Source organism: Clostridium tanneri (genome assembly GCF_033659955.1).
GTDB lineage: Bacteria > Bacillota > Clostridia > Clostridiales > Clostridiaceae > Clostridium_AM > Clostridium_AM tanneri.
In genome coordinates, this window is sequence record NZ_JARUJP010000002.1 from 76,885 (window position 1) to 102,993 (window position 26,109).

20 protein-coding genes, 1 riboswitch and 1 other annotated feature are annotated in these 26,109 nt (G+C 32.1%); of the genes, 3 read left to right on the forward strand and 17 right to left on the reverse strand.

Features of this window, described 5'->3' with window-relative positions:
• Positions 1-35 precede the first annotated feature (35 nt).
• A riboswitch (Lysine riboswitch) is annotated at positions 36-210 on the reverse strand.
• A 120-nt stretch (positions 211-330) separates the two neighbouring features.
• Positions 331-1,632: a M18 family aminopeptidase gene (locus P8V03_RS02645; RefSeq protein ID WP_261671091.1), complete on the reverse strand. Its 1,302-nt coding sequence runs from the start codon at positions 1,630-1,632 to the stop codon at positions 331-333.
• A gap of 180 nt (positions 1,633-1,812) precedes the next feature.
• Between P8V03_RS02645 and P8V03_RS02650 the strand changes: the two genes are divergently transcribed.
• Entirely contained in the window at positions 1,813-2,916 is a 1,104-nt protein-coding gene (locus tag P8V03_RS02650; RefSeq protein WP_318796676.1) for a PRK06851 family protein, read from the forward strand.
• A 52-nt stretch (positions 2,917-2,968) separates the two neighbouring features.
• Here the strand turns inward: P8V03_RS02650 and hydE are convergent, their stop codons facing one another.
• The 12 genes from hydE to P8V03_RS02710 all read right to left on the reverse strand — a co-directional run bounded on the left by hydE (position 2,969) and on the right by P8V03_RS02710 (position 20,025).
• Positions 2,969-4,012 carry a [FeFe] hydrogenase H-cluster radical SAM maturase HydE gene (gene hydE, locus P8V03_RS02655; RefSeq protein ID WP_318796678.1) on the reverse strand — a complete coding sequence of 348 codons (1,044 nt, stop codon included), beginning with the start codon at positions 4,010-4,012 and terminating at the stop codon, positions 2,969-2,971.
• A gap of 175 nt (positions 4,013-4,187) precedes the next feature.
• Positions 4,188-6,323, reverse strand: coding sequence for a HelD family protein (locus P8V03_RS02660; RefSeq protein WP_318796680.1), 2,136 nt, complete (start codon positions 6,321-6,323; stop codon positions 4,188-4,190).
• Positions 6,324-6,349: 26 nt separating this feature from the next.
• The gene (ftsH, locus tag P8V03_RS02665) at positions 6,350-8,212 is read right to left on the reverse strand and encodes an ATP-dependent zinc metalloprotease FtsH (RefSeq protein WP_318796681.1); all 1,863 of its coding nucleotides are present in this window, start codon (positions 8,210-8,212) and stop codon (positions 6,350-6,352) included.
• Positions 8,213-8,480: 268 nt separating this feature from the next.
• Positions 8,481-9,872 carry a dipeptidase PepV gene (gene pepV / locus P8V03_RS02670; RefSeq protein ID WP_318796682.1) on the reverse strand — a complete coding sequence of 464 codons (1,392 nt, stop codon included), beginning with the start codon at positions 9,870-9,872 and terminating at the stop codon, positions 8,481-8,483.
• Between the two features lie 83 nt (positions 9,873-9,955).
• Entirely contained in the window at positions 9,956-11,392 is a 1,437-nt protein-coding gene (proS, locus tag P8V03_RS02675; RefSeq protein WP_318796683.1) for a proline--tRNA ligase, read from the reverse strand.
• A gap of 90 nt (positions 11,393-11,482) precedes the next feature.
• Positions 11,483-11,706, reverse strand: a binding site (T-box leader).
• Positions 11,707-11,833: 127 nt separating this feature from the next.
• On the reverse strand, positions 11,834-12,457 hold the full coding sequence (locus P8V03_RS02680; RefSeq protein ID WP_318796684.1) for a DedA family protein: 624 nt from the start codon (positions 12,455-12,457) through the stop codon (positions 11,834-11,836).
• 29 nt (positions 12,458-12,486) lie between these two features.
• Positions 12,487-14,439: an ABC transporter permease gene (locus tag P8V03_RS02685; RefSeq protein WP_318796685.1), complete on the reverse strand. Its 1,953-nt coding sequence runs from the start codon at positions 14,437-14,439 to the stop codon at positions 12,487-12,489.
• Complete coding sequence (locus P8V03_RS02690) at positions 14,426-15,238, reverse strand: ABC transporter ATP-binding protein (RefSeq protein WP_318796776.1); 813 nt, start codon at positions 15,236-15,238, stop codon at positions 14,426-14,428. The genes P8V03_RS02685 and P8V03_RS02690 overlap by 14 nt, the downstream gene beginning before the upstream one ends.
• 114 nt (positions 15,239-15,352) lie before the next feature.
• Complete coding sequence (locus tag P8V03_RS02695) at positions 15,353-16,408, reverse strand: sensor histidine kinase (RefSeq protein ID WP_318796686.1); 1,056 nt, start codon at positions 16,406-16,408, stop codon at positions 15,353-15,355.
• A gap of 25 nt (positions 16,409-16,433) precedes the next feature.
• A complete protein-coding gene (locus tag P8V03_RS02700) occupies positions 16,434-17,126 on the reverse strand; it encodes a response regulator transcription factor (protein WP_318796688.1) in 693 nt (230 codons plus the stop codon).
• 245 nt (positions 17,127-17,371) lie between these two features.
• Positions 17,372-17,917: a phosphatase PAP2 family protein gene (locus tag P8V03_RS02705; protein WP_261671102.1), complete on the reverse strand. Its 546-nt coding sequence runs from the start codon at positions 17,915-17,917 to the stop codon at positions 17,372-17,374.
• A gap of 107 nt (positions 17,918-18,024) precedes the next feature.
• Positions 18,025-20,025 (reverse strand): methyl-accepting chemotaxis protein, encoded by a 2,001-nt coding sequence (locus P8V03_RS02710; protein WP_318796689.1) that lies wholly within the window; start codon positions 20,023-20,025, stop codon positions 18,025-18,027.
• A gap of 403 nt (positions 20,026-20,428) precedes the next feature.
• Here P8V03_RS02710 and motA point away from each other — a divergent pair, with 403 nt between their 5' ends.
• Complete coding sequence (motA, locus tag P8V03_RS02715; protein ID WP_318796691.1) at positions 20,429-21,214, forward strand: flagellar motor stator protein MotA; 786 nt, start codon at positions 20,429-20,431, stop codon at positions 21,212-21,214.
• 2 nt (positions 21,215-21,216) lie between these two features.
• Entirely contained in the window at positions 21,217-21,966 is a 750-nt protein-coding gene (locus tag P8V03_RS02720) for a flagellar motor protein MotB (protein ID WP_318796692.1), read from the forward strand.
• Positions 21,967-22,073: 107 nt separating this feature from the next.
• Here P8V03_RS02720 and P8V03_RS02725 read toward each other — a convergent pair whose 3' ends face one another.
• The 4 genes from P8V03_RS02725 to rlmD all read right to left on the reverse strand — a co-directional run bounded on the left by P8V03_RS02725 (position 22,074) and on the right by rlmD (position 26,108).
• On the reverse strand, positions 22,074-22,703 hold the full coding sequence (locus P8V03_RS02725; RefSeq protein ID WP_318796693.1) for a Vat family streptogramin A O-acetyltransferase: 630 nt from the start codon (positions 22,701-22,703) through the stop codon (positions 22,074-22,076).
• 115 nt (positions 22,704-22,818) lie between these two features.
• Positions 22,819-23,340, reverse strand: coding sequence for a PadR family transcriptional regulator (locus P8V03_RS02730; protein WP_318796694.1), 522 nt, complete (start codon positions 23,338-23,340; stop codon positions 22,819-22,821).
• A gap of 63 nt (positions 23,341-23,403) precedes the next feature.
• On the reverse strand, positions 23,404-24,252 hold the full coding sequence (locus P8V03_RS02735) for a sialate O-acetylesterase (protein WP_318796695.1): 849 nt from the start codon (positions 24,250-24,252) through the stop codon (positions 23,404-23,406).
• 431 nt (positions 24,253-24,683) lie between these two features.
• Entirely contained in the window at positions 24,684-26,108 is a 1,425-nt protein-coding gene (rlmD, locus tag P8V03_RS02740; RefSeq protein WP_318796777.1) for a 23S rRNA (uracil(1939)-C(5))-methyltransferase RlmD, read from the reverse strand.
• Position 26,109 lies beyond the last annotated feature (1 nt).

Consider the following 26,109-nt stretch of genomic DNA (forward strand, 5'->3'; position numbering starts at 1 on the left):
GCCGCACATCAAAAACTTTTAAATGCAACTCCGTGTACCTTTGTAGCTCTCCACCTTCATAAATGAATGTGACAGCCTTGCACATATTATATGCAAAGCCAGAAAATAGTTTCGCCAAACTATTTTCTTCGGCTATAATTCCTTTCTTTATTTTTCATCGTCTGCAGACTCAAAATAAATACTCTTAATCACAGCACCTCTACCCTAGGTAAGTACTTCTATTAAATTGTACTTAGTTTATCATAAATAATTATACATTTCAACTACTTTTTATACCTTTTTCTTTATTCACAAATCATTGAATTTTAAAAATATACAGAGCTCTGCATATTATAATTCATAAAATTTTCTAAATGAATCTTCAGCATAGCAGTAGTCTTTTACTCCACCTAATTCTCTTATGGAGTGCATTGATAATATTGGAACTCCAATATCTACAGAAGATATGTTTATATGTCTTGAGGATATAGGTCCTATAGTAGAGCCTCCTCGCTCATCGGAACGATTTACAAAAATTTGCACTGGCACTCCTGCTTCACCACATATGCTTCTATAAACAGCACTAGATACACTATCTGAAGTATAGCTTTGATTTGCACTTACCTTGATAATAGGACCTTTATTAATAATAGGTCTGTTTACAGGGTCGGACTTTTCTCCATAGTTAGGATGTAGCGCGTGGCCTAAATCACTGGAAATTATAAATGACTTTGACAGAGACCTAAAGAATTCTTCTCTATCCTTACCAAGGCTAATACTTATCCTCTCTAATGTATTTGATAAAAGCGGAGAATCTGCTCCCTGTTTTGTAGTGCTTCCTACTTCCTCATTATCGAAACAAACTGCTACATTTGTAGCATTTCCTGCTTTTCCTTCTGTTAATGCCTTTATTCCTGCATAAGCCATAGATAGATCATCCAATCTTCCACTGGATATAAATTCATTATTGAGGCCAATAATTTTTCCCTTTTCAAATTCATACAGGAATAAATCAAAATCTAGTATATCATCTTCCTTTACTTCTAACTCTTCAGCTATAGTTTTTATTAGATACCTTCCTTTTTCAAATTCCTCATTGACTAGTGAGAGTAGAGGAAGTATATCCTTTTGCTTATTCAATTCTACACCTGAATTTATATTTCTATTCATATGTATTGCTAAGTTAGGTATAACTAAAATAGGTCTTTTTATATTTAATAGTCTTATTTCAGGACAGAATGGATTAGCGCTTTTTAAAGCAACTCTACCTGCTAAAGACAGTGGTCTGTCTAGCCATGTATTAATGATAGGTCCCCCATAAACTTCTGTATTTATCTTTATGTAAGAGCCTTCCACCTCCATATCAGGATTTGGTTTAACTCTAAAACTTGGAGAATCTGTGTGTGCTCCTATTATTCTAAAGCCCTCTTTGGATAGTTCCCCTTTTCCTACTACAAAAGCTACAATTGCTGATTCATTTTTTACTAAAAAGTATCCTTTTCCCTTTTCCAATTTCCAACTATCTTCTTCCTTAAGTTCAGTGAAATCTGAATTTAGGAGTATTGTTCTTATGGACTCTACTGCATGAAAAGCTGTAGGACTTTCGTAAATGAAGTCTATAAGCCCCTGTGCCCTTTCTAATTGGTCATTCATCTTTATTCCTCCACTATTTTAATAATTTATATTACTTTGCACTACGACCAGATAATTATACCAAAATTTATGTTCTTTATAAATATTTATCCAACTTAATATATTTTCAAATACACATAATCAAAATAACAGCACTTCGCATATTATATAATGATTGTAATTAAGTAGGAGTGTGTAATTATGAAAGGTAATATTCGAAACTTTTTTCCAGGTGGTAATACTTCTCTCGGCTTTTATTCTTTTTATGACTACATTATAAGTCAAGATACAGCAACGAGGAAGATTTGCATTAAAGGTGGTCCTGGAACTGGAAAATCATCTCTTATGAAAAAGATAGGAACATTTTTTAATGATAAAGGTTATGATGTTGAGTATCACCACTGCTCTTCTGATAACAATTCACTAGACGGTGTAGTTATTAAGGGACTTGATGTAGCTATATTAGATGGTACATCCCCTCACGTAGTAGATCCTCAAAATCCAGGTGCAGTAGATGAAATTCTTAATATGGGTCAACACTGGAATGAGGATGGCTTTAAGAAATATAGAGAAGACATTATTAAAACAAATAAACAAATCAAAGGTCGCTTTCAACGAGCTTACAAATTCATAGGAGCATCAAAACTAATACATGATGATTGGAGTAACTATAACAAAACTGCATTAGATAGGTCTAAATTAGCTGTTTTACAGGAAGACTTAAAGAATAAAATTCTATCAAACTACGAAATTGCTTCTATAGGAGCTGAACGCCACCTTTTTGCTACAGCCTTTACCCCTAATGGTATTGTAACCTTTATTGACTCTCTTTATGAAAGCTCAGAAAAGGTATATGTCTTAAATGGAGGACCTGGTACTGGTAAAACACAGATTTTAAAGTTCATATTAGAGGAGGCAATTAAGAGAGGATTTTTTGTGGAAGTATATCATGACCCACTTATTCCAGAAAGAATTGAGCACATTATCATACCTAATTTAAAAACTGCTCTTGTTACGTCTAATGAAATAAATCAAAAAAAATTCATTGGAACTCAGATATTTATGGATAACTTACTTGACTATGCTCTTGTGGATAAAGACGAAGTTCAAAAGGATAAAGATATCTTCTACAAATTATTAAATGAGGGATTAACTGTTATCGCTTCAGCTAAAAAACTTCATGATGATCTTGAAAAATACTATATAGAAAACATGAACTTTGAGGAAATTGACGAAGCCTATGATAAACTAGTAAATAGACTTTTAAAATATGAAAAAGAGCATGAAATTAATAAAACTATATAAACACATAAGTAAACTCTCGCAAAATGCGAGAGTTTACTTAAGAACCCTAAACTTATAAAGCCTCAATTTGTCTCCTAAATCCCTTTGATGTTGAAACTGCTCTACCTATAGCTTTTATTTTGCCTGTTATACAGTTTCTACAATGTGATGGAGTATCTCCTGTACATATCTTTCCAGGATAAAGAGCATATAGCTTTCTGTACTCTCCCTCGGTAACATTTGGCATAACTACATTTGCCCCACTTTGAAGAGCTATCATCCTGCCATTTTTATTTAAAGTTTCCATAGCGGTAGTTGCCGGAATATTTATATCTGGCATTAAAAGTCTAGTTATAGCCATAACCTTTAAACTAGTTATAAAATCTCCACCCTTAGCGTCCTTTAATGGAGTGTCCTCATTGGGAATAAATGGTCCTATCCCAATCATATCAGCTTCTATTTCTTTAAAAAATATTATGTCATCTGCTAAAGATTCTACAGTTTGTCCAGGAAGTCCAACTAAGCACCCTGAACCAACTTCGTAACCTAACTTTCTCAGTTCCTTAAGACATCTTATTCTTTCCTCATGACTCATGCCTGGGTCCATGTCTTCATATAGTTTTTTATCTGTAGTTTCTATTCTTATTAAATACCTATCTGCTCCAGCCTCTTTATATGCCTTATAATCCTCAAAACTTTTTTCGCCTATACTTAGCGTAAGTGCAATATCAAGTTTCTTAATTTCTTGAATTATATATGTCATCTTATCTAAAGTATAATATTCATCTTCGCCAGACTGCATTACTACAGTTTTATATCCATAATCTACAGCCTTTCTAGCTAGTTCTATTATTTCATCTGGTTCCAATCTATATCTTTTTACATTGCTATTTGAGGCTCTTAATCCGCAGTATAAACAGTTTCTTTTACATATGTTGGAAAATTCTATTAATCCTCTTAAATGAACCTCATCTCCTACATACTCAGTTCTAATTCTATCCGCTGCTCTAAAAAGCTCTTCGTTATAAGTATCATCTTGTAAAAGCTGCACTATTTCACATTTGTTTAAATTATGAGTTTCTTCTGCTTTTTTTATTAACTCTAAGTTTCTATCCATAAGTATCTCACGATTCCTTTCTTACAAAATAATCACGACCATATATTTATTTTACACCAAGTTTTAACAACTAACTATACAAATATTTTAAGCAATAGAATCTAAAAAATTACTTGTGCCGTATTTTTTTAGATTCTATAAACAAATAAAAAAGCTTTCATAAGTGAAAGCTTTTTTATTTAATCGAGGAAGTTTTATATACATATAATTCATGTAATGCTCGTGTAGTCATAACATATTTTAATTTATTTTCTTTATTATCCAGGTTTTCATCAGTATCTACCAGTAAAACACAGTCAAACTCTAAGCCTTTCGCAAAGTAGCTAGGAAGTATTACCTCTCCACTAGAGTATATAATATCCTCCCTATTTATAACTTTTATATGAGTTTTACTTTTTATTAGATTACCTAAAATTTCTGTCTCTTTTAAGTCTTTACAAACAACAGCTATACTTTCATAACCCTTCTCTTTTAATTTTATAATATTATCTATTAATTTGTCTACAAGATTATTTACGTCATTTACCTGTTTTTCCACCACTTCTTCACCATTTCTAACTAAAGGAATGGTTTTATCGCCTTTTAAATACTTATTTGCATAATCAATTATTTCTTTTGTAGAGCGATAGCTTCTAGAAAGCTTAAATTTATGGATATCCAAGTCTGACAAAATATTTTCTAAGTCTGTCATAGGAACTAATCCTTTGATAGGGGTTATTCTTTGATTACTATCTCCAACTACTGTTAAAGACTTGCATCCAGTAAGTTCTTTTAAAATAATAAATTGAAGAGCTGAGTAATCTTGTGCTTCATCTATTACTATATGTTTTATTTCTTTTTTATATTTTAAACCCTCTAACTTAATTTTTAAGTATATAATAGCTGATAAATCATCATAGGTTAAGGTTTTCTCATTATTAAATCTATTATATGCCTGTATGACATCTGGATTAGCTATCCAACCTAAGTTAGTTTTTATCCTTATTACTTCCTGTATAGTTTCTCTTATTCTGTTTCTTCTTACAAATTCTAAATGATTCCGTTGAATCTTTAATTCTGTTTCAGATAGATTTTTGATAGCCTCTTCATATTCTCTTTTTATTTCTCTTACTATATTGTCTCTTTCATCCCTAATTTTTGAATATATAATTCTTTTTATTTTTTTACTTCTTCTAAATAAAGGCATATCCTTAAAGTGCTCTTTAAACATCTGATTAATCTCATTGCTTTCAACAATAACCCTATCATAAAACTTAACATCTTCTATCTTAAATTGCTGATATTCCAATTCTTTTATAAAATTATCTAGCTGTTTACAATAATCTAAAGAATGCTTATATGCTATATCTTCTTTAAATTCTTCATTTTCCCCTAATACTTTTTCCATATAATCTTTAAAACTCATTATATTATCTAATTCTAGAAGTTCCATAGCAAAATCTCTAAATGTAGTTTGTTTTACTCCTACCTCACCAAGGGTAGGTAAAACCATAGATATATAATCCATAAATATACTATTAGGACCAAGGATTAGAACTTTGTCTTGAAGAATGTTTCTATAATTATATAGTAAATAAGCAACTCTATGCAGTGCTATAGTTGTCTTTCCACTACCAGCTGCTCCATCTACTATGGTAGCTTGTGTTCTTGGCTGCCTTATTATAGTATCCTGCTCAGCTTGTATAGTCATTACAATATCCTTTAACTTATCTACTGCACTCTTACTTAAAACCATTTGTAAAATTTCGTCTTTTACATCAATATCGGAATCAAACATTCCTGTCATTTTTCCTCTTTTTATAACAAACTGTCTTTTCGATAAGATATCTGCCTCCACCTCTCCTATAGGTGCCTTATAGGTAGTTTTACCAAGCTTACCAGCGTAAAATAATGATGATATAGGAGATCTCCAGTCTATTATAACAGGCTCATAATCCTCCTCCTTAGTCATCCCAAATCTGCCTATATATATGGTTTCATCACCGAACTTATCCTCAAAGTTTACTTTACCAAAGTAAGGGGAACTACTTAAAATAGTAAGTTCCTTTAGCTTTCTGTCTATAAGCTTATAATACTCTTCTTTAGCAAAGGCCTCATGATCAAAGTATTCCGCTACCTTGTCTTCATCATCTTTATATTCATCAATAGCATTTTTTCTTAGGTTCACTATATACTGGGTTACTTCTTTTCTCTTATCTATAAAACTTAAAGTCTGGCTTTTAATTTCATCAAGAACTACTTCTAACTTTTCTTTTTCTAAGTTAAGCTCTATTTCCTTTCTTAATTCCTTTTCTAATTCACTGTTATCCATAATTTAAATCTCCATCCTACTATTAATTATTGATTATCAGAATCTGCTTCGGAAGATTTATCTTCTTTATTTTGATCATATCCATTAACCATTGACATGAACTCATCACCCATAAGTGTCTCTTTTTCTAAAAGTCTCTCTGATATCTTAGTTAATAATTCTCTGTTATTCTTAAGCAATTCTTTAGCCTTATCATGGGCTTCTCTTATTATCTTTAAGGTTTCTTCATCTATAACTGCTGCAGTCTCTGCACTGCAATTTTGAACTGGTCTTCCATCCAGATATCTATTTTGAATAGATTCCAAGCCCATCATATCGAATCTATCTGTCATTCCGTACATGGTAACCATACTTCTTGCTGTCTGGGTTGCTCTCTCTATGTCATTGGCTGCTCCAGTAGACATTGAATTAAACTCAATTTCTTCTGCTGCTCTTCCACCTAGCATAACACAGATTTGTTCGATCATCTCTTCTTTAGTTATAAGATACTTTTCCTCTGCTGGAAGCTGCATAGTATAACCTAACGCACCCATAGTTCTCGGTACTATAGTGATTTTATGAACAGGATCTGTATTTTCCAATAAAGCTGCTACTAGTGCATGACCGACTTCGTGGAAGGCTACAGCCCTTTTTTCTTTACCTGATAGTATTCTATCTTTCTTCTCTTTACCTGCAATAATTACTTCTACCGCTTCTTCTAAATCTTCTTGAATTACTTCTTTTCTACGACTTTTTACAGCTCTTAAAGCTGCTTCATTTATTATATTTGCTAAGTCAGCCCCTACTGCCCCTGGGGTTGCCTTTGCAACAGCAGTTAAATCCACATCTTTTGACACTTTAACACCCTTTGAATGAACCTTTAATATCTCTTCTCTACCCCTTAAGTCTGGTCTATCAACTATTACTCTTCTATCAAATCTTCCTGGTCTTAAAAGTGCTTTATCTAATACTTCTGGTCTATTAGTTGCAGCTAAAATTACAACTCCTTTGGAGGAATCAAAGCCATCCATCTCTGCTAGAAGCTGATTCAAAGTCTGTTCTCTCTCATCATTTCCAGCAATGTTTCCCTCTCTACTTTTACCTATAGCGTCAATTTCGTCTATAAATACTATACATGGAGCCTTATCTTGCGCTTGTTGGAATAAATCTCTCACTCTAGATGCTCCCATCCCTACAAACATTTCAACAAAGGCTGAACCTGATATAGAGAAAAATGGAACCTTTGCTTCTCCTGCTACTGCCTTCGCAAGAAGAGTTTTTCCCGTTCCTGGAGGTCCTACTAATAATGCTCCCTTAGGAAGTTTCGCTCCTATATCCGTGTACTTTTGAGGATTGTGAAGAAAGTCCACTATCTCAACTAGGGATTCCTTAGCCTCCTCCTGGCCAGCTACATCATCAAAAGTTACTCCGGTTTCACTTTCAGCATATATCTTTGCAGTGTTTTTACCAAAGGACATCACTCCACTGCCCATCTTCTTATCTATCCTTCCAAAAAGTAGTCGTCCAAGGAACATAAAAATTAAAATTGGTAATATCCAGTTGATGAAAAAGTTTCTTAACGGACTGTTCTCCTGTGGTGCTCCACCATACTTAATTTTGGCAGTATCCAGTTTCTTGATTAAATCTGGATCATCTACCCTTTCAGTATATAGTATTTTACTCTTTTCTCCTTCTTTTGCTTTAGGAACAATAATCAACTTATCCCTAGCTATTTGCACTTCCTCTATTTTATTTGCATTTATGTAGTTTATAAACTCACTATATTTTATGTGCTGTGTTTTCAGGTTTACTACATAGTCATTTAAAATAAAGATTATGATAGCTACGGCTATGGCATAGTATATTCCATACTTAAACTTATTACTATCAAACTTATTCTTATTGAACATATTTATCCTCCATGTAAATTGTTATTAAATTATAATTATATTATAACAATAAATATTCTTTTACCTATAGTGTTTACAAATTATTTTAAAGTATTTTTTTATTTATATATATTTTTATTTATAAATATATACTATAATATATATTTGCAATTTTCATTGAGCTTATAATATATCTTTAACACTTAAGCTACTTTTATCCACTAACTTCTATGAAAGATAAAATAAAGAAAGAATGAGAATCACTGTATGTACTCTCATTCTTAATATATTATTTAGCTAATTCATATATTGCCTTAGCATATATCTTAGCATTAAGTATTAAATCTTCTACTTTTATATATTCATTAGGTTGGTGTATAGGATCTTCTTCCCCTGGGAATAATGGTCCAAACGCTACCGTATTTGGCATTGCCTTTGCGTATGTTCCACCACCTATAGCTAGAAGGGTTGCTTCATTTCCTGTTTGCTCCTTATAAACCTTCTGTAGAGTTTTAATTAGGAAATGATCTGCTGGGAAGTATAAAGGCTCGTCATGATCCATATTTTCAACTCTTATACATGCTTTTTCTACTTTTTCATTAAATGGATTTATCATGTCCTCAAATTTAAATGTAACAGGATATCTTAAGTTAAGAGCCATGGTAACCTTCTTGTCATTCATATCTACTGTGCCTACATTAAATGTAAGTTTGCCAGATTCTTTATCCTCAAGACCTATTCCAAAGGATTCTCCGTTTACTTCCATTCCTATATATGTATTTAAAAACTTTATAAAAGCAGCTGTATCATTATCTCCTAATGGAAGTTCTTCTAAAAGCTTAAACATTTGCATTATAGCATTTTTTCCTATCTCAGGAACACTGCCGTGAGCAGACACACCTACAGATTTTACTATTACTAGATCATCCTTAATTTCCGCTTTTATATCATATCCACTACTTACTGCAAAACTTTCTGCTAATTTAATAATTTCAGAAGCATTTTTAGCCTCTATTGCTGCCTCACAGTAATCAGGAACTACATTTGCCCTAGTTCCACCTTTAACATATTTTATTCTAACATCACTGTTTTCTCTGTTGTTTAAATCCTTTACTATATCAAAAACTGTCAAACCTTTTTCTGCATAAATTATTGGATACTCTGCGTCTGGTGTAAAGCCTGCTATAGGTGCCTTTTCTCTTTGTAAATAATATGCAATATCTTCTGAACCAGTCTCTTCGTCAGTACCGAATATTATTCTTACCTTCTTTGAAAGTGGAAGTTTTAAATCTTTAATAGCTTTTAAGCCATATAGAGCAGACATGATAGGTCCCTTGTCATCCATAGTTCCTCTTCCGTACATTTTTCCGTCATGAATTTCAGCCCCATAAGGCGGGTGAATCCATCCATCTCCTTCTGGCACTACATCAAGATGAGCTAATACTGCAACATAGTCCTCACCTTCACCATATTCCGCATAACCTACATAGCCATCCATATTTACTGTTTTAAATCCAAGTTCAGCAGATATTTCTAGGGCTCTATCTAAGGTCTTAGCAACACCTTCTCCAAAAGGCTTTCCTTCCTTTGCTTCCTCTTCAACACTTTTTATCTTTACAAGGTCCTGTGTAGATTTTATTATTTCTTCTCTTAGCTCCTCAATTCTTTCATTTAGTTCCATAAAACTACCCCCTAGCTTTTTACTATATAAAAGTTTTATTTTCTCAGAAAATACGCCATAGTAAAAACTATGACGTTTGGATTTTAATATGCTCTTCCCCAGTAAACTAATTGCTTAGCTTCTTTTCCACAGCAAATACATTTATCTGAAACATGCTCTTGATCAAATGGCATACATCTAGATGTTGCTCCTGTTTTCTCTCTGATGCTATCCTCACAATTTCTATCTCCACACCACATTGCTTTAATGAAACCTGGTTTATTTTCAATAGTATCCTTAAACTCTTCCATAGTAGTTGCTACATAAGTTTTTTCATCTCTTCTTCTTGTAGCTTCTTCTAACATTGAGTTGTGAATAGCGTCTAGCAACTCTTGAACTTTTGTTTCAAGCTCATCTAATGAAACCATTATTTTTTCTCTATTGTCTCTTCTTACTAATACTGCCTGATTTTTTTCTATATCTTTTGGACCGATTTCTATTCTTAGTGGAATACCTTTCATTTCATATTCACTAAACTTCCAACCTGGCATCTTATCACTGTCATCAAGTTTCACTCTTGCAACCTTAGCTAATCTTTCTTTTAACTCTGCTGCCTTTTCAAGTACTCCTTCTTTATGTTGTGCAACAGGAATAATTATTACTTGAGTTGGTGCAATTCTTGGTGGTAATTTAAAACCACTGTCATCACCATGAACCATTATTATTGCACCAATTAATCTTGTGGTTACTGCCCATGTAGTATAATGTGGATATTCTAACTTTCCGTTTCTGTCTGAGAATTTTATATCAAATGCCTTTGAGAAGTTTTGACCAAGGTAGTGTGAAGTACCTGCTTGTAGTGCTTTTCCATCGTACATTAAGCTTTCTATTGTGTAAGTATCATCTGCACCAGCAAACTTCTCTTTTTCAGTCTTTTTACCCATAACTACTGGCATTGCTAACATGTCTTCACATAATCTAGAATACATATTTAATATTTTAAGTGCATGGCCTTCAGCTTCATTCTTTGTTTCATGAATTGTGTGTCCCTCTTGCCATAAGAATTCTGTTGTTCTTAAGAAAGGTCTAGTTGTCTTTTCCCATCTTACTACTGAGCACCATTGGTTATATAACTTTGGTAAATCCTTATAAGATTGCACGATCTTAGCATAGTGTTCACAGAATAGTGTTTCTGATGTTGGACGAACACATAATCTTTCCGCTAATTCATCATCTCCACCATGAGTTACCCATGCAACTTCAGGTGCAAATCCTTCAACGTGGTCTTTTTCTTTTTGCAATAAATTTTCTGGTATAAACATTGGCATAGAAACATTTTCGTGTCCATACTCTTTGAGTTTTGTATCTACATATTTTTGTATGTTTTCCCAAATTGCATATCCATTAGGACGAATAATCATACATCCCTTAATACTTGAGTAGTCAGCTAACTCTGCTTTTTTAACGATATCAGTATACCACTGTGCAAAGTCTACATCCCTAGGTGTTATCTGTTCTACCAGTTTCTTTTCTTTTTCCATTTCTAATCCTCCTAATAAACTTATGTACTTGACATTAACATTTTTGACACTTTTTATAATTTTTAGCAATAAAAAAAGCCCCTAATCCCTAAAAGGGACCGAAGCTAAATCGGCGGTACCACCCTGATTAATATATTCATAGTTTAAATATATTCACTCTTAATTCTTAACGGTAATTATCCGCTGTATCCTACTACTACTTCAGTACAGAACTCCGAGGCAGGTTCAAAATCAAACTTTTAGGAAACTCTCACCTTACATTCCCTCTCTTTGAAAAGCTAAAAATTTTTACTAATCCTCTTCTTTGTATTTATAATATTTTTACTTTTTAAACTTATTTTATATAATAAAATATAAAAACTTAATTGTCAAGGCTATAAGTTAGTAAATATTTGAATTTTTATCTTAATCCTCTTTTTTCATACTCTTGTAGCCAGTACTCTATTGTTTCACCTTAATTTTTTGTCTTCTTTTTGAAATCCATATCGTAGCAAAAACAATGGTAGATAATCCGATACCAGTGTATGTGATATTAGAGTATATATCCATAAATCTCAAAACTTCCTCCCAGGACTCTCCAAGTGAAGCTCCGGCCCAAACTAACATGATATTCCATATTAGCGTTCCCGCTATTGTTAGCGGTAAAAATACTCTAAATTTCATATTAGATATACCAGCTGGGATTGAAATCAAACTTCGGATCAAAGGAATCATTCTACAGAAGAAAATAGTAAGATAACCGTAACGATTAAACCAGTTATTTGCTTTATGAACATCTTCAATTCTTACTCGTAGTATATGTCCCCATCGACCTATTATCTTTTCTAATCTATCAATGTTAAGCAGGCGTCCTATTCCATAAAGGATAACAGCACCAGCAGTAGACCCGGCTGTTGCATATGCTACTACCCCTAGAATTGTCATTTCTGTCCGTGTAGTCATAAATCCTCCAAAGGTAAGAATGACTTCTGAAGGAATCGGCGGAAAAACATTTTCTAAGGCTATTAAAAGAAATGTACCAAAGTAACCGAAGTTCTCCATTAGTTGTGTAATCCAATCTTTCATATTATTATCCTCTCATTTTCTTAAGTTTATTATCTAACCCAAGCATTTACTTGGTTATTATAAATAGTCCTTGCAAATACAAAATATAATAACTGTAGAGCAAGATAAATTAATGATATTACTATAAAATATCCTGACAAATTATCTCCTAACAAGTTACTTAATGATTTTATTGCAAATATAGAATGGCTTAATGCCACTACAAAAGGCAGCAGAAACATGATTGCGCTTTGAGTGCCTACTACTCTTTTTATTTCGTCATTGGATATCCCCATTTTCCTTAAAGACATAAATTCATGTCTATCATTTTGTATCTCACTGTAAATTTTAAAATATAGTATGCTGCTAGTTGAAATAAAGAATAGTATAGATATGAAGGTTCCAATAAATAACAAAAGCGACATACTTCTTATAATAGGTAAATATTTTGCCACTCTTTCTGTAAAAGAATTTTTACTGTTATCTGGAAACATTTTTTCTATCTCCTTTACTGCCTCAGAAGCATTCATCCAATCTTTTATGTTATATCCGTAGTAAACCAACTTCTTTTCATTAGGAACCTTTGTAACAATTTTATTAAAAACCTCATCATTCACCACAGCAGTATTGGTGTTCTTGTTATCGTCGTTTATTATTCCCCCACTTATTTCATTCTTTATCTTTAACTTTAATTCTTCACTGTTAGTAGTTAGAGTCAAATATTCACTATCATCAATAAAGTATTTACTTCCCATTCTTCCTGTAATATCATAGGTGTGTATTAACACTTCTCCATTTTGTAGCCATATTTGTTTTTTTCTTAACTGGGAGGCCATCAAATTATAGTCTGAGTTAGACATTATATAAAAATCTCTTTTATTATTAGTTACACTTGAAGTTTCTCTTTCTTTATTTGCAGCTTCTATTAGCATAATTCTATTTTTATATTCTATTTCATGACCATAAGCTTTTATTGTTTTTTCTATTTCTTCAGGTGATATTACACTATGAGAGTTTAATCCCCTTTCAACTATATTAAAGTCTTGTGGAAAGTTCTGCTCTATGCTCCCTATAATGTTTTTTTGTATAGAATATACACTTACAGAAGCCGTTAAGGTAACAGCACTAAGAATAGATGCAATAAAAAGAATGTTAGCATTATCCCTTAATTTATATATAATTTGAGATAAGGTTATAATGTTTATTCCTTTATAATAAATCGCCTTGTTAACCTTAAGTTTATTAGTAAAAAATACAGTAAACTGAGAGTATAGAAGATAGGTTCCTATAATAACTAAGATTAAAATAGGTAACATAGTTAACACTATAGCTGCACCAGAATATGCAGCCAAAATATAGCCTGCAGCAATAAGTATTATAGAAAATATAGCTTTAAATTTAGAGAATTTAGGTACAGGTTTAGGCAGTCTATCTCCTTTTAATAGCTCAATTATATTGTTGCTTTTTATTTTATAGCTCACTATAAAACTAATACCTTGAAATAATATGATAAAGACTATTAGTGTTATAATGAGGGCTTTAGTAGATATTATAAGGGGTATTTCTATATCTAATGCTAAAAGGACAGTGATTGTCATAAAAAATAGTTTAGAAAAGATTATTCCTAAAAGAAGGCCTGTAACTATCGCTGCAGTAGATACAATAACATTTTCTAGCATTACATAACTTCTTATCTGACCCTTTGTTAGTCCAAACATTGAAAGAAGTCCAAATTCCTTTTCTCTGGATTTTAGAAAACTTGAAATTGAGTACATTGTAAATACCATAGTAAATATAACTATTACGACCTCGCATAAAAACATAGTTTGTGATGCCATAGCTCCCATGCTTCCCATGATATCCACACTTTCCACTTGGGGATTGGATATAAAATTAGCAAAAATAAAAAATATCATTACTACTAGAGTATTGCTTAAATAATACATTACATATTTATTTAAATTCCCTTTAATATTCTTAAATACAATATTACTTAAGGTCATTATAATTCCCTCCTATATTCCCGCCCTGTATAGAATAGTTATCAGTTGTTCTACCTCCTATTAGTGAAAGTGAGTCTATAATTTCCTTAAAGAAAACCTGTCGTTTACCCCCATTCACTATCTCTAAAAAATATTTTCCATCCTTAATCATAACAATCCTCTGACAAAAACTTGCTGTAAAAGGATCATGAGTGACCATCATGATAGTAGCTTTCTTTTGTTCGTTCAAGTTTCTTAAAGCTTCCATCACATCCTGTGAAGCCTTAGAGTCCAGATTTCCTGTAGGTTCATCAGCCAAAATTATAGAAGGATTGTGAATTAAAGCCCTAGCACAAGCTGCCCTTTGCTGCTGTCCACCTGATACCTCATAAGGCCTTTTTAGAAGGATATCTTTTATATTTAAAACTTCTGCAATATCCTGTACTCTTTTCTCTATCTCCTTTACTCCTACCTTATCTAACACCAGTGGAAGTATTATATTTTCTTCTATGGATAGAGAATCTAAAAGGTTAAAATCCTGAAATATAAATCCTAGTTGCTTCCTTCTAAAGAAAGCAACTTCTTTTTCCCTTAGTTTTGCTGGATTTATTTCACTTATTAACAGTTCACCAGTGGATGGTGTATCTATAGTTGCTAAGATATTTAAAAGAGTAGTTTTTCCACTTCCTGAAGGTCCCATTACTCCTACGAACTCTCCTTCTTCTATACTAATACTAAATTTATCAAGAGCTTTAACTTGCATTGTACCTCTGTTATCTCCATATATTTTTGTTATATTTTTAGCCTCTAATACTGGCATCATCATCATTCCTCTCTAATGTTTATTATCTATAAATACATTATAAAAAAAATAGAGAAATCCATGTATCGATTTCTCTTACAAATGACATTTTAATCTTACAATGTTGAAAGATTAAAGCCTAAATAAATTTTTTTGTTTATAGAATACTATAGAAAACTTAGTCCATTGTCCTTCTTTAGATTCTACTATTAATTCATGCCCAAGTTTATCACATATTCTTTTAGATAAATACATCCCCACACCAGTAGACTCTGAAGTCTTTCTACCATTCTTACCTGTAAAAAAAGCCTGAAATACTCTTCCTAAATCCTCTTTAGGTATACCAATTCCTTCATCAGTAACGGATAAAACTACTTTTGATTCCTTTTCTTTAATCTCAAAGCTTATATATTTATTTTCCTTTTTAACTTCTTTGGAATACTTTATTGCATTAACTAATATTTGATTTATTACAAAATAAGTCCACTTTTTATCTGTCTCTACGACTACACTGTTGTCTCCTATAATTTTAGGAAAGATAGAATTCCGAATTAATGACTTTTTATTATCGTTAACTACTTTTCGTACCACTGCTATTATATCTATACTTTCTACTTTGAAATCTAAGTTAAATTCATTAAGCCTTGCATGATTAAGCATCATTTCGATTCCATGAGATATTTTTTCGTTTTCTTCACCTATACTGTTAAATAACTCTCTAAATTCCTCTTTTTTTTGATCCTGCAATATAAGATTAATAACAGATACAGGTGTTTTCATTTGATGCACCCATTGATTTATAAAATATATGTATTCTTTATGCCTATCTTCATATTCAGATATTTTTTGGCTATTAACTTTATATATTTTTGATAAGACTTCTGCATAAGTTCTCTGCTCCCTAGTTCTAGCATCATCAATATTTAATAAATAATTAATATTCTCACTTGATTCAAGCATATTATAAAGCTGATTATAAAAGTGGCTCTTCCTATAATAGTCATATGCCAAAAAAGCTATATAAATTATTATAGATATCAATAATGGATATAGTATATTTTCCACCTTTGGATACTCCTTAGAATTTATAACTATAGTCAAGTACATAATTATAATAGTTAAAAAGATTCCTGAGAAATATATTATTGTGTAAGCTATTCTATCTTTTAAAAAATCCTTTAACTTCAATCAATCCACCTGCCCATACCTTTTGTTACCTGCTCCAATTAGCTACCAATCTATATCCCTGACCTCTTTTGGTTTCAATAGCATCTTTAATTTCTATATCTTCAAGCCTTTTTCTAAGTCGTGTAATATTAACGGATAACGTATTATCATCAACAAAATCAGTATCATTCCAGAGAACCTCAAGTAAAGTCTCCCTTGATACAATCTTATCTACGTTCCTTATCAGCGTATATAATAATTGAAATTCTTTTTTACTAAGTTCTATCCTTTTCCTATTAAACTCTACAATATTTTGATTTATGTGTAAAAATAATCCTCTTACTTCATAAACCTCACTACTATTTTCAGCATAACTTCCATAAACTCTTCTAGTAACACCTTTTATCTTTGCAAGTAATAAATCATAGGAAAAAGGCTTTGTTATATAATCATCTGCACCATTTTCTATTGCCATAACCTGATCCATATCTGAATTCCTTGCAGAAATAAAAATTATGGGTATATTGGATACAGTTCTTATGTCTCTACACCAGTAAAAACCATCATAAAATGGAAGGTTAACATCCATAAGCACAAGGTCAGAATTGCTCTTTATAAACTCTTCCTTAATATTTGAAAAATCTTCTACGGCATAAGCTTTATAACCATACCGCTCAAGCGTTCTCTTGATAAGTTCAGTTATCTTTTTATCATCCTCTACTATCATAATATTATACATAGTTCACACCTCTACCTGAATAACAAATTATTTTAATTACCTTTATCCCTAGCATAAAAAATTTTAACTCTTAATCTCCATTCTTCTCTATCTATAATATATTAAGGCACAATGACTGTAAATGTATTCTTAAAAATAGGCTTTAGATAAGAATTGTTTGCTTTGAATAGTGTAAAAAAGCTAAAAGTTTAAAAATTCAAGGGATTTGGTTTATAAATACACCAAATCCCTTGAATTAATAAGTTTTAGTAATTTAAGTAGGTAAGAAACTCACTACTAAATATATTTATTACTAGCTTAGAGCACAAGAGCCCTAAAATAATTCCCGTAACAACATCCGTTGGGTAGTGTACGTTTAAATAAATCCTAGAAAAAGCTATCAGTGAAGCTACTATGACCACCAAAATGCTTAAGCTGCTGTCCATGTTCATAAATATTCCAGCAGCTGCAAAGGATGATGCAGTATGACCTGATGGAAAAGAATAGGTTATAGGCTTTGATACTAGCAACTTACTATCCTTCATATTAACAAAGGGTCTTGTCCTTTTTATTAAGTGTTTTATTATTCCTTCACCAATAATTGTAGTTATAACTAAAGAAGTAATTATCATATATCCCTTAACTCTATAATTCTTATTATTTACTAAACATATTGAAGCAAGAACCCACACTATACCACAATTACCCATAGCAGTAATAAGCGGCATTATCTTATCGAGAAATTGACACCGAAACTTTCGATTTAGTAAGTCCAATACTTTTATATCAATATTCTGCAGATAAGCTATCATACAATAATCACTTCCATTCAACATTTTTTAGATGTACTCATTATACAATATAAATCTTAAGAACAAGTTAGAAATATATTAATTTTTTCATAATATGAATTTTTAGCTTAAGCTAAATTAAATTTGCTAATTCCTTGTTGTAGTTTCTCGGAAAGTTCTTTCAACTGTTCTACATGCCTTGTTACCTCTTCCATTGTTAGGTTTATCTGCTGCGCGGAAGCAGAAACTTCTTCTGTGCCTGAAGCCGTCTCTTCTGATATAGAAGATATATTCTCCATCTGCTCTATAACTGTTTCTCTCTGATCCTTAATATTTAATGTATCAATTTTTACCTCTTCAATCCTTTGTACAAGAATATTCACTGCTCCTATTATTTCATCAAAGACTTTTTGAGTTTCTCTAACTGTCTCTTCTTGTTCTCTAACAGTTAGCTCTGTTTCTCCCATAGCTTTCACAGCGATATGTGATTTAGCTTGTATACTTTCTATAATTTTCTTAATTTCTACAGTGGAGTTCTTAGATTGCTCAGCAAGTTTTCTTATCTCATCTGCAACAACAGCAAAGCCTCTTCCTGCCTCTCCTGCTCTTGCTGCCTCAATTGAAGCATTCAATGAAAGTAGATTTGTTTGTTCTGTTATTTGGGATATAGCATCTGAAATAGAGCTAATTTCTTCTGTGCTTTTATTCATATCTGAAACAATACTTCCTACCTGAGTAGCTGAAGTTTTTGTCCTGTCGGATTTTTCACCTAATAATTCAATTAACTCTAGACCTTTTCCTCCAAGTTTCTGAGTTTCTTTAGATATTAAATCCATATCTTCAGTAGAAACTGTTATCTTATCTATCCCTTGGGACAAATTATTTATTTTTTCTGCTCCCCACTGAGCACTTTGAGCAGTTTCTGTAGCTCCTTCAGCTATTTCGTTTATGGCATGAGAAACTTGTTCTATAGATGCAGAGGTTTCCTCTGATACGCTTGCTAAATTTACTGAAGATTCCATAACAGTCTTAGCGGAAGCTTCTACCTCTGACATAAGCCTTGATATGTTGTCCATCATCTTGCTAAAGTTTCCTCCAAGAGTTCCAAACTCATCTTTGGACTTAATATTAACCCTTACAGTTAAGTCACCTTCTGCTGCACTATTAAAAGCCGTATTGAGCTCTTTAATATTTTTGGCTATTCCTCTGCTTATAAGTACAGCTACGAATATAACAATAACAGTAACTATATTTTGTATTACTTTAAGAAAGCTTAAGAAGGAGCTAATATCTCCTTTTATCTCACCTTCATCCATAGCAGCAATTAGCTTCCAATTTGTTTTTTCATTTGTCAGGAAGGTTGCATATTTATTTGCCCCCTCGTATGTATACTTTTCCATACCGCTATTCTTTGATTTTACCGTATTCCAAAAACCCTGTTTAGTTGCCACGTCTGTTCCTAAATTTTCGGTTTTTGGATGAGCTAACATTATTCCCTGCTTATCAGTAACAAAAACATATCCATTATTACCGATTTTTATTTTGCTCATGTTTTTTGATAAGTTTTCAAAGTCTATATTTTCCGATACAACTCCAACTATTTTGCCATTATACTCTACAGTTTTAGAAACAGAAACTACAAGTTTTTGAGTTCTAGTATCCTTAAAAGGTTCAGAAACAGTAATATTACCCTTATTATTTATCGCATCCTTATACCATGATCTTTCTTTATGATTAAAATCCTTTGGCATTTCACCTTCAGGGTATATTATAAACCTTCCATCTTCAGTACCAAAATAAGTGCTAAAAACATTTGCATCACTCTCTTTAACATCCTTCAAAAGGGATTTTGCAAAATCTATTCTTTCTGGCACAGCCTGCGATTCTATGAAATTCACATTGCTAGATAACATAGTGATTTGAAATGCAAAGGTATTAAAATAGTTATCTAGCCCTCTGTTAACTTCCTCTAAGGTCTGTTTACTTGTAACTTCAAATTTTTTAGTCATAATTGCCTTGGCCTGGAAATATGCTACAGTTCCTAACATATATAGTGGAAGTACACATATGGCTATTAAACTAATTATCAGTTTACTACGTATGCTTCTTAAATTAACTTTTTTAAGCATTAAGGTTTCCCCCTTTGTTGTTTTATGTTATATTCTTGTATAATTTATCGAAAACAACTGTAAATACTAAAGTAGAAAATAAAATCAAAGTAAAAATCCTGCTAAAACAAAAACATATTTCTACCTCCAATACTTTCTAAATTTGAAAGTTTATTTACACAATGCTGTAACTAAGGTATCGATAGTACTCCTTACTAATACTAAGTTTTTTAAGATTAATAGCTATAATCTATATATACCCACGAATGTAATTATATTACATTATGTAAACATCTTGACTATCCTTTCTAGTGTCGATATACTTGTAGCATGTCCATAATATTTTAAAGAATTTGTCGATTGTCAGTCATTCAACAAATCTTTAAGTTAAATATAATTATTAAGTATTTTGTGAGGTGCAAAAATGGATATTTTTTTGATTATTGGAGTTATTACCGGTCTTCTTTCAATAGTTGTTGGTATGATTGTAAAAGGTGCAGATGTTATGGTATTATTAAATCCCGCCGCTGCTATCATTATCCTTGTTGGTACTGCTGCTGCAGTAATGAATTCCTTTCCTAAGAAGGAGTTTCTTAACATACCTAAAATCGTAGGAGTTCTTTTTAAAGAAAGAAAGATAGAAGATGCTGCCGATATTATAGAGCAAATTGCAGATATATCGAAAACTGCCCGAAAGAATGGCTTGTTATCACTTGAACAATCTATGCAAGGTATGGATAACAAATTTTTAAAAAATGGTTTGAGAATGGTAATTGACGGTATGGAACGTGAAACTATAAGTGAAATTCTACATAGCGAGATTAACAGCATGGAAGAAAGACATCGTGCTGGTGCCTCCATCTTTACTTCTGCCGGTGGGGCTGCTCCTACACTTGGAGTTTTGGGTGCAGTTATAGGCTTAATCGGTGCACTAGGAAACTTAAGTGACACTGAAAGACTTGCACATATGATTGCAGCAGCCTTCGTTGCTACTCTTTATGGTATATTTTTTGGATATGTAATTTTCCACCCCTTTGCATCAAGGTTAAAAAGAAAATCTCATGAAGAAATAAGTAATATGTATATTATTCTCGAAGGTGTTTTAGCAATTCAGGCAGGTGAAAATCCAACTAGCATTAAAATGAAGCTAGCATGTATGGTAGAACCAAAAGAGAGAGCTAAAGTTGAGGAAAATAGTAAAGGAGAATAATAATGGCTAAGAAAAAACAACATCACGAAGAACATGTTGATGAAACATGGTTAATACCTTATTCTGACATGCTTACTCTGCTCTTAGCACTTTTCATTGTTATGTTTGCCATGAGTCAGGCAGACAAACAAAAAATGAAACAAGTTAGCGATCAATTTCATGTCGTTTTCTCCGGAGATAAAAGCAGTGGAGTTCTAGATAACCCTGGTGAAGCAGTTGTTCCTTCAGAATCTAGTAATAGTGCTGTTGAAGAAGATAAGATGAATGAAATTAAACAGACCTTGGATAAGGAAATAGAAAAGAGTGGATACTCTGATAAAGTTAAAGTTAACTTAAATAAGGAAGGCCTAGAGATTTCCATACAAGACGTTGTACTCTTTAATTCTGGCGATGATAAAATACTGAATGAGACTTCACCATTACTTTTAGAAGTTTCTAAGTCATTAGTTAATTTAGATAACAGTATTAAGATTGTAGGTCACACAGACACTGTTCCTATTAAGAATGCAAAGTTTCATTCTAACTGGGAATTAAGTGCTATGCGTGCTATAAATGTAATGAATTTTTTAGTCGGCTCAGGTGGTCTCCAGCCTGAAAGATTTTCAATTCAAGGATATGGTCAGTATATGCCTAAATTTGATAACTCTACAGAAGAAGGTAGAGCCAAAAACAGAAGGGTTGAAATTTTTGTAGTTCGTAAATATCCGGCTGATAAAGAGGTGTCAAATAAAACTGACCAAAAAACTAATTAAAAGTATTACTTTTTAAAATGACCCTAAGTAAAGAAGGGGAAACCTCATAAGGTGAGGGCCCTCGTTCTTTACTTATATTATAACTGCTTTTAATCAACAATTATACATTATATCAAATGATCTAATCCGTCCCCAGATGTTAACATTTCAAGATTATTAAATATCTTCTCTTCGTTCCAATTCCACCATTTAATCTTTAGCAATAATTCAATTTTTTCGTCGTTAAAACGTTTCTTGATAAGTTTAGCTGGATTCCCTCCATATATTGTATATGGTTCAACATTTTTTACTACAGTTGAGTTAGAAGCAATAATGGCACCATCACCAATTTTAACACCTGGCATAATGGTTACATTTTCACCTACCCAGACATCATTGCCAATCACCGTATCTCCCTTAAAGGGTAGCTGTTCTACTGTAGGAGTAACCTTTTCCCAACCGCCACCAAAAATATTAAAGGGATAGGTTGTTATGCCATCCATTCTATGATTTGCTCCATTCATAATGAATTTGACTCCCTCTGCTATTGCACAAAATTTGCCTATTATTAGCTTATCTCCTAGAAATTCATAATGATGCTCTATATTATCATAGAATTTCTCAGGGGATTTTTTATTATCACTATAATAAGTATATTCTCCAATCTCTACGTTGGGCCGTTTAGGTAAATTACTTATATAACAAACTGTTTTGATATTTTCATTTGGATATAACTTTTTTTTATCTGGTCCTAGCATAAAATACTCGCCCCTTTCAATTTGAAATTAAAAACTCTATATCTCCATAATTTAAGTCTCACATACCCACTTTAGCTTATCCTTACGGATTTCTAAATAACAGATATCCCTTAAGCTAACTTTCATTTCTTATATCTTTTAATAGTCCTTCAAACCATTGGACATTTACTAAATGATGAGAAAGTGAGTTTTCCAACATTTTCCGAAAGTAACTAGGGATAGTTTCATTATTCTCAAGAGATTTTTCTAATAAAGAAATTTTCTTTTTAGTTTGTTCGATTTGTATTCCTATTAGTTTCGTTAGTCCCTCACTTTTATATTCATTAGCAAATAGCATTGCTGCATAAAAAGATAAATTTATATAATCTGTCTTAGAGCCATATTTATACATCAACTTTTCAAATTCTTTATCTCCAAGTTCAGTGATGATATAATTATGCGTCTCTCTAGTATTGTCTAATTGGTCAACTTTTTTAATATATTTTTTCTCTTCTAATTGTTGAAGATTATAATAGAATGATCCTTTAGTGAAATTTACTATATATTTATAGTGCCTCTCTTCCATTAAGGCTAATAGTTCGTATCCGTAAGAACCTGGGTTTTCTTTTAATAACCCTAAAATTAGTAATGGTATCAAAAAAACATCTCCTTTATATTCTTCATCAAAATTATGCTGATAGTTATTTCATAATTATAAAGTTTAACCATTTGTGATTTGTATCAGTTGAGATTCGAATTCATCATATGATATTTTTCCTAATGCCAAATCCATACTTTTTATATACATTTTTTCTCCCTTGGTATATGTTCTAGCATGATTAAGATTAATTAACTCATTTTCATTAATTAATGGCTTTAGTATATGCTGCTTATTAGAAAAGGCTTCAAAATATCGTAAACCAAATTTTCTTTGAGAAATTGCATCAATATGAATACCATCAGGATTAGAAGTTAAACCTGAGGCTGTTACAAAATAACAATTATCTTGTTCAAAAGCAAACTTTTGTAACTCTTCATTAATAAAGTTATATTCAGTACAGTTTTTCCCAAACCCTTCTTTGCCTAAAAAATCTCCTAAACCGCCAATAATAAGGGGAATATCTGGGGCATTTAACTCCTTTCTAAGAGCCTCAATAATTAAAAGTAATTTTTTGTAGTAACCTTTGTAGTTACCATTGATACTATCACTTTCTCCTTGATGCCATAGAATTCCTGTCAACTCACTATTCTGCATAGCAAATTTAGCTTCAGCTATTGCATGTCTAAAAAGCGTTTTATCTACAGCCCATTCATCCAGTGAGCTTCCACCTTCAGCACAAGGAATTAAGCCAATAATATCTTCCTGATTTTGACGACACCATGAATCTGCAAATGAACTAGCGAGACTTATTCCTGAAACAGGACGATCATAATTGATGGGCTCAGTCATCATTTGCCATCTACCATTACGTAACATTTGTATTCTTTCATTGTAAATCGGAGTTACTTCATGAATAAATCCTCGTCCAGCCATATTGGACTGTCCTAACATTAAAAACGATTTAATCATTTTTTTCATCCTTTCTTTTCATTTAGTATTTACTAGGGAATGTTTCCAATTCTATTATTAATTCACTTTTTCAGTAGATTTTCCCAGATATCAAAAACTACTAAATTCATTAGTAGTCTAATTAGACTATTAACACTTAAATATTATAGTCTAATTAGACTAATTGTCAACTATATTTTGCATCCAAGCTTTTCAACTGCCCTTAGAGTAATCAATATCAAAAAACAGCCGACTAAGATGAATATTTTCACTTCACCTCAGACGGCATAACTTTTACTACCCTATAGTTTAATTTATTTTTTGGTATTTATACTCTTATAGACCCACTTGGTCACCGCTGTTTTTGAGTATTTATGCACAGACTCTTAGTCTAAGAAAATATAAAATACACATGAAAAAAGATTAAATCTCTCTAACACTTTCATATCAGCCTATTTACTCTCTATCCTCACAACACATTCTACGTGAGCCGTCTGAGGGAACATATCTACTGGCTGAATTTCCTTAGTTCCGTACCCCAACTCATCCAATACAGCCAAATCTCTAGCTAAGGTTCCTGGATCACAGGATACATATACTATTCTTTTAGGCTTCATCTTAGCTATTGCCTCTAAAAGAATTCTTTCACAGCCCTTTCTAGGAGGATCAACTACAACAACTTCTGCATATATTCCTTCTTCGATAAGCGCAGGAATGACCTTTTCAGATTGTCCTACTATAAATTCTGCGTTTTTAATATTATTCTGTACCGCATTCACCTTTGCATTTTCTATAGCTTGAGGAACAATCTCCACCCCATAAACCTTTTTAGCCTTTTGTGATAAAAATAGTGATATAGTACCTGTTCCGCAATAGGCATCAAAGACAGTTTCATCTCCAGTTAAATTAGCATATTCTAATGCCTTATTATATAAAGTTTCCGTTTGCACTGGATTTACCTGAAAAAATGAAAGTGGTGATATATTAAATTTAAATTCTCCTATATAATCACTTATAATGTCACTTCCCCATAGGGTTATGTTATTTTCTCCTAAGACAACATTAGTTTTCTTATTGTTTATATTTTGTATAATACTTTTTATACCCTTAATATTTTCAGCAATTAGCTTTATAAACTCTTCTCTATGAGGCAATTCCTCAGTCCTTGTTACTATAACAACCATTACCTCACCGGTTTTAAAACCTCTTCTAACCATAATGTGTCTTATCAGTCCACTATGCTGCTCCTCATTATAAGGCTCTATACTATATTTCTCAATCCATGATTTCATCAAGAGAACTACTTTATCAGCTATTTCATCTTGAATACTACAAGAGTCCATATGTATTATTTCATGGCTTCTTGGAGCATAAAAGCCTATCTGCACTTCACCATCTCTTCCTCCTACTGGAAGCTGTACTTTGTTTCTATATCTATAAGGTGTCTCCATGCCTATTGTATCGTGTAATATTATTCCTTCATCACTATTTACTGTATTGTCTTTAACTTTCTTTTCCTCTGAATCCTTTATATTAAGTTTCCCAATCCTATTAATACAGTCTTGTACTCTTTGTTTCTTAAACTTTAACTGAGCTTGATAATTAAAATGTTGTAACTGACATCCCCCACACCTTTTATATATTCCACATACCGGTTCACTCCTATGTTGTGATTTATCAATCACCTCTATAAGCTTTCCAAAGGCAAAGTTTTTATTTACCTTCACAATTTTTACTTTTACCTTTTCCTTTACCAAAGCTCCAGGAACAAATATCGTAAAATCCTTTACTTTGCCAACTCCTTCCCCCTCATAACCCATACTGCTTATATCTAATGTATATTCTTTATTCTTTTCTACAGGAATAATTCTACTCATA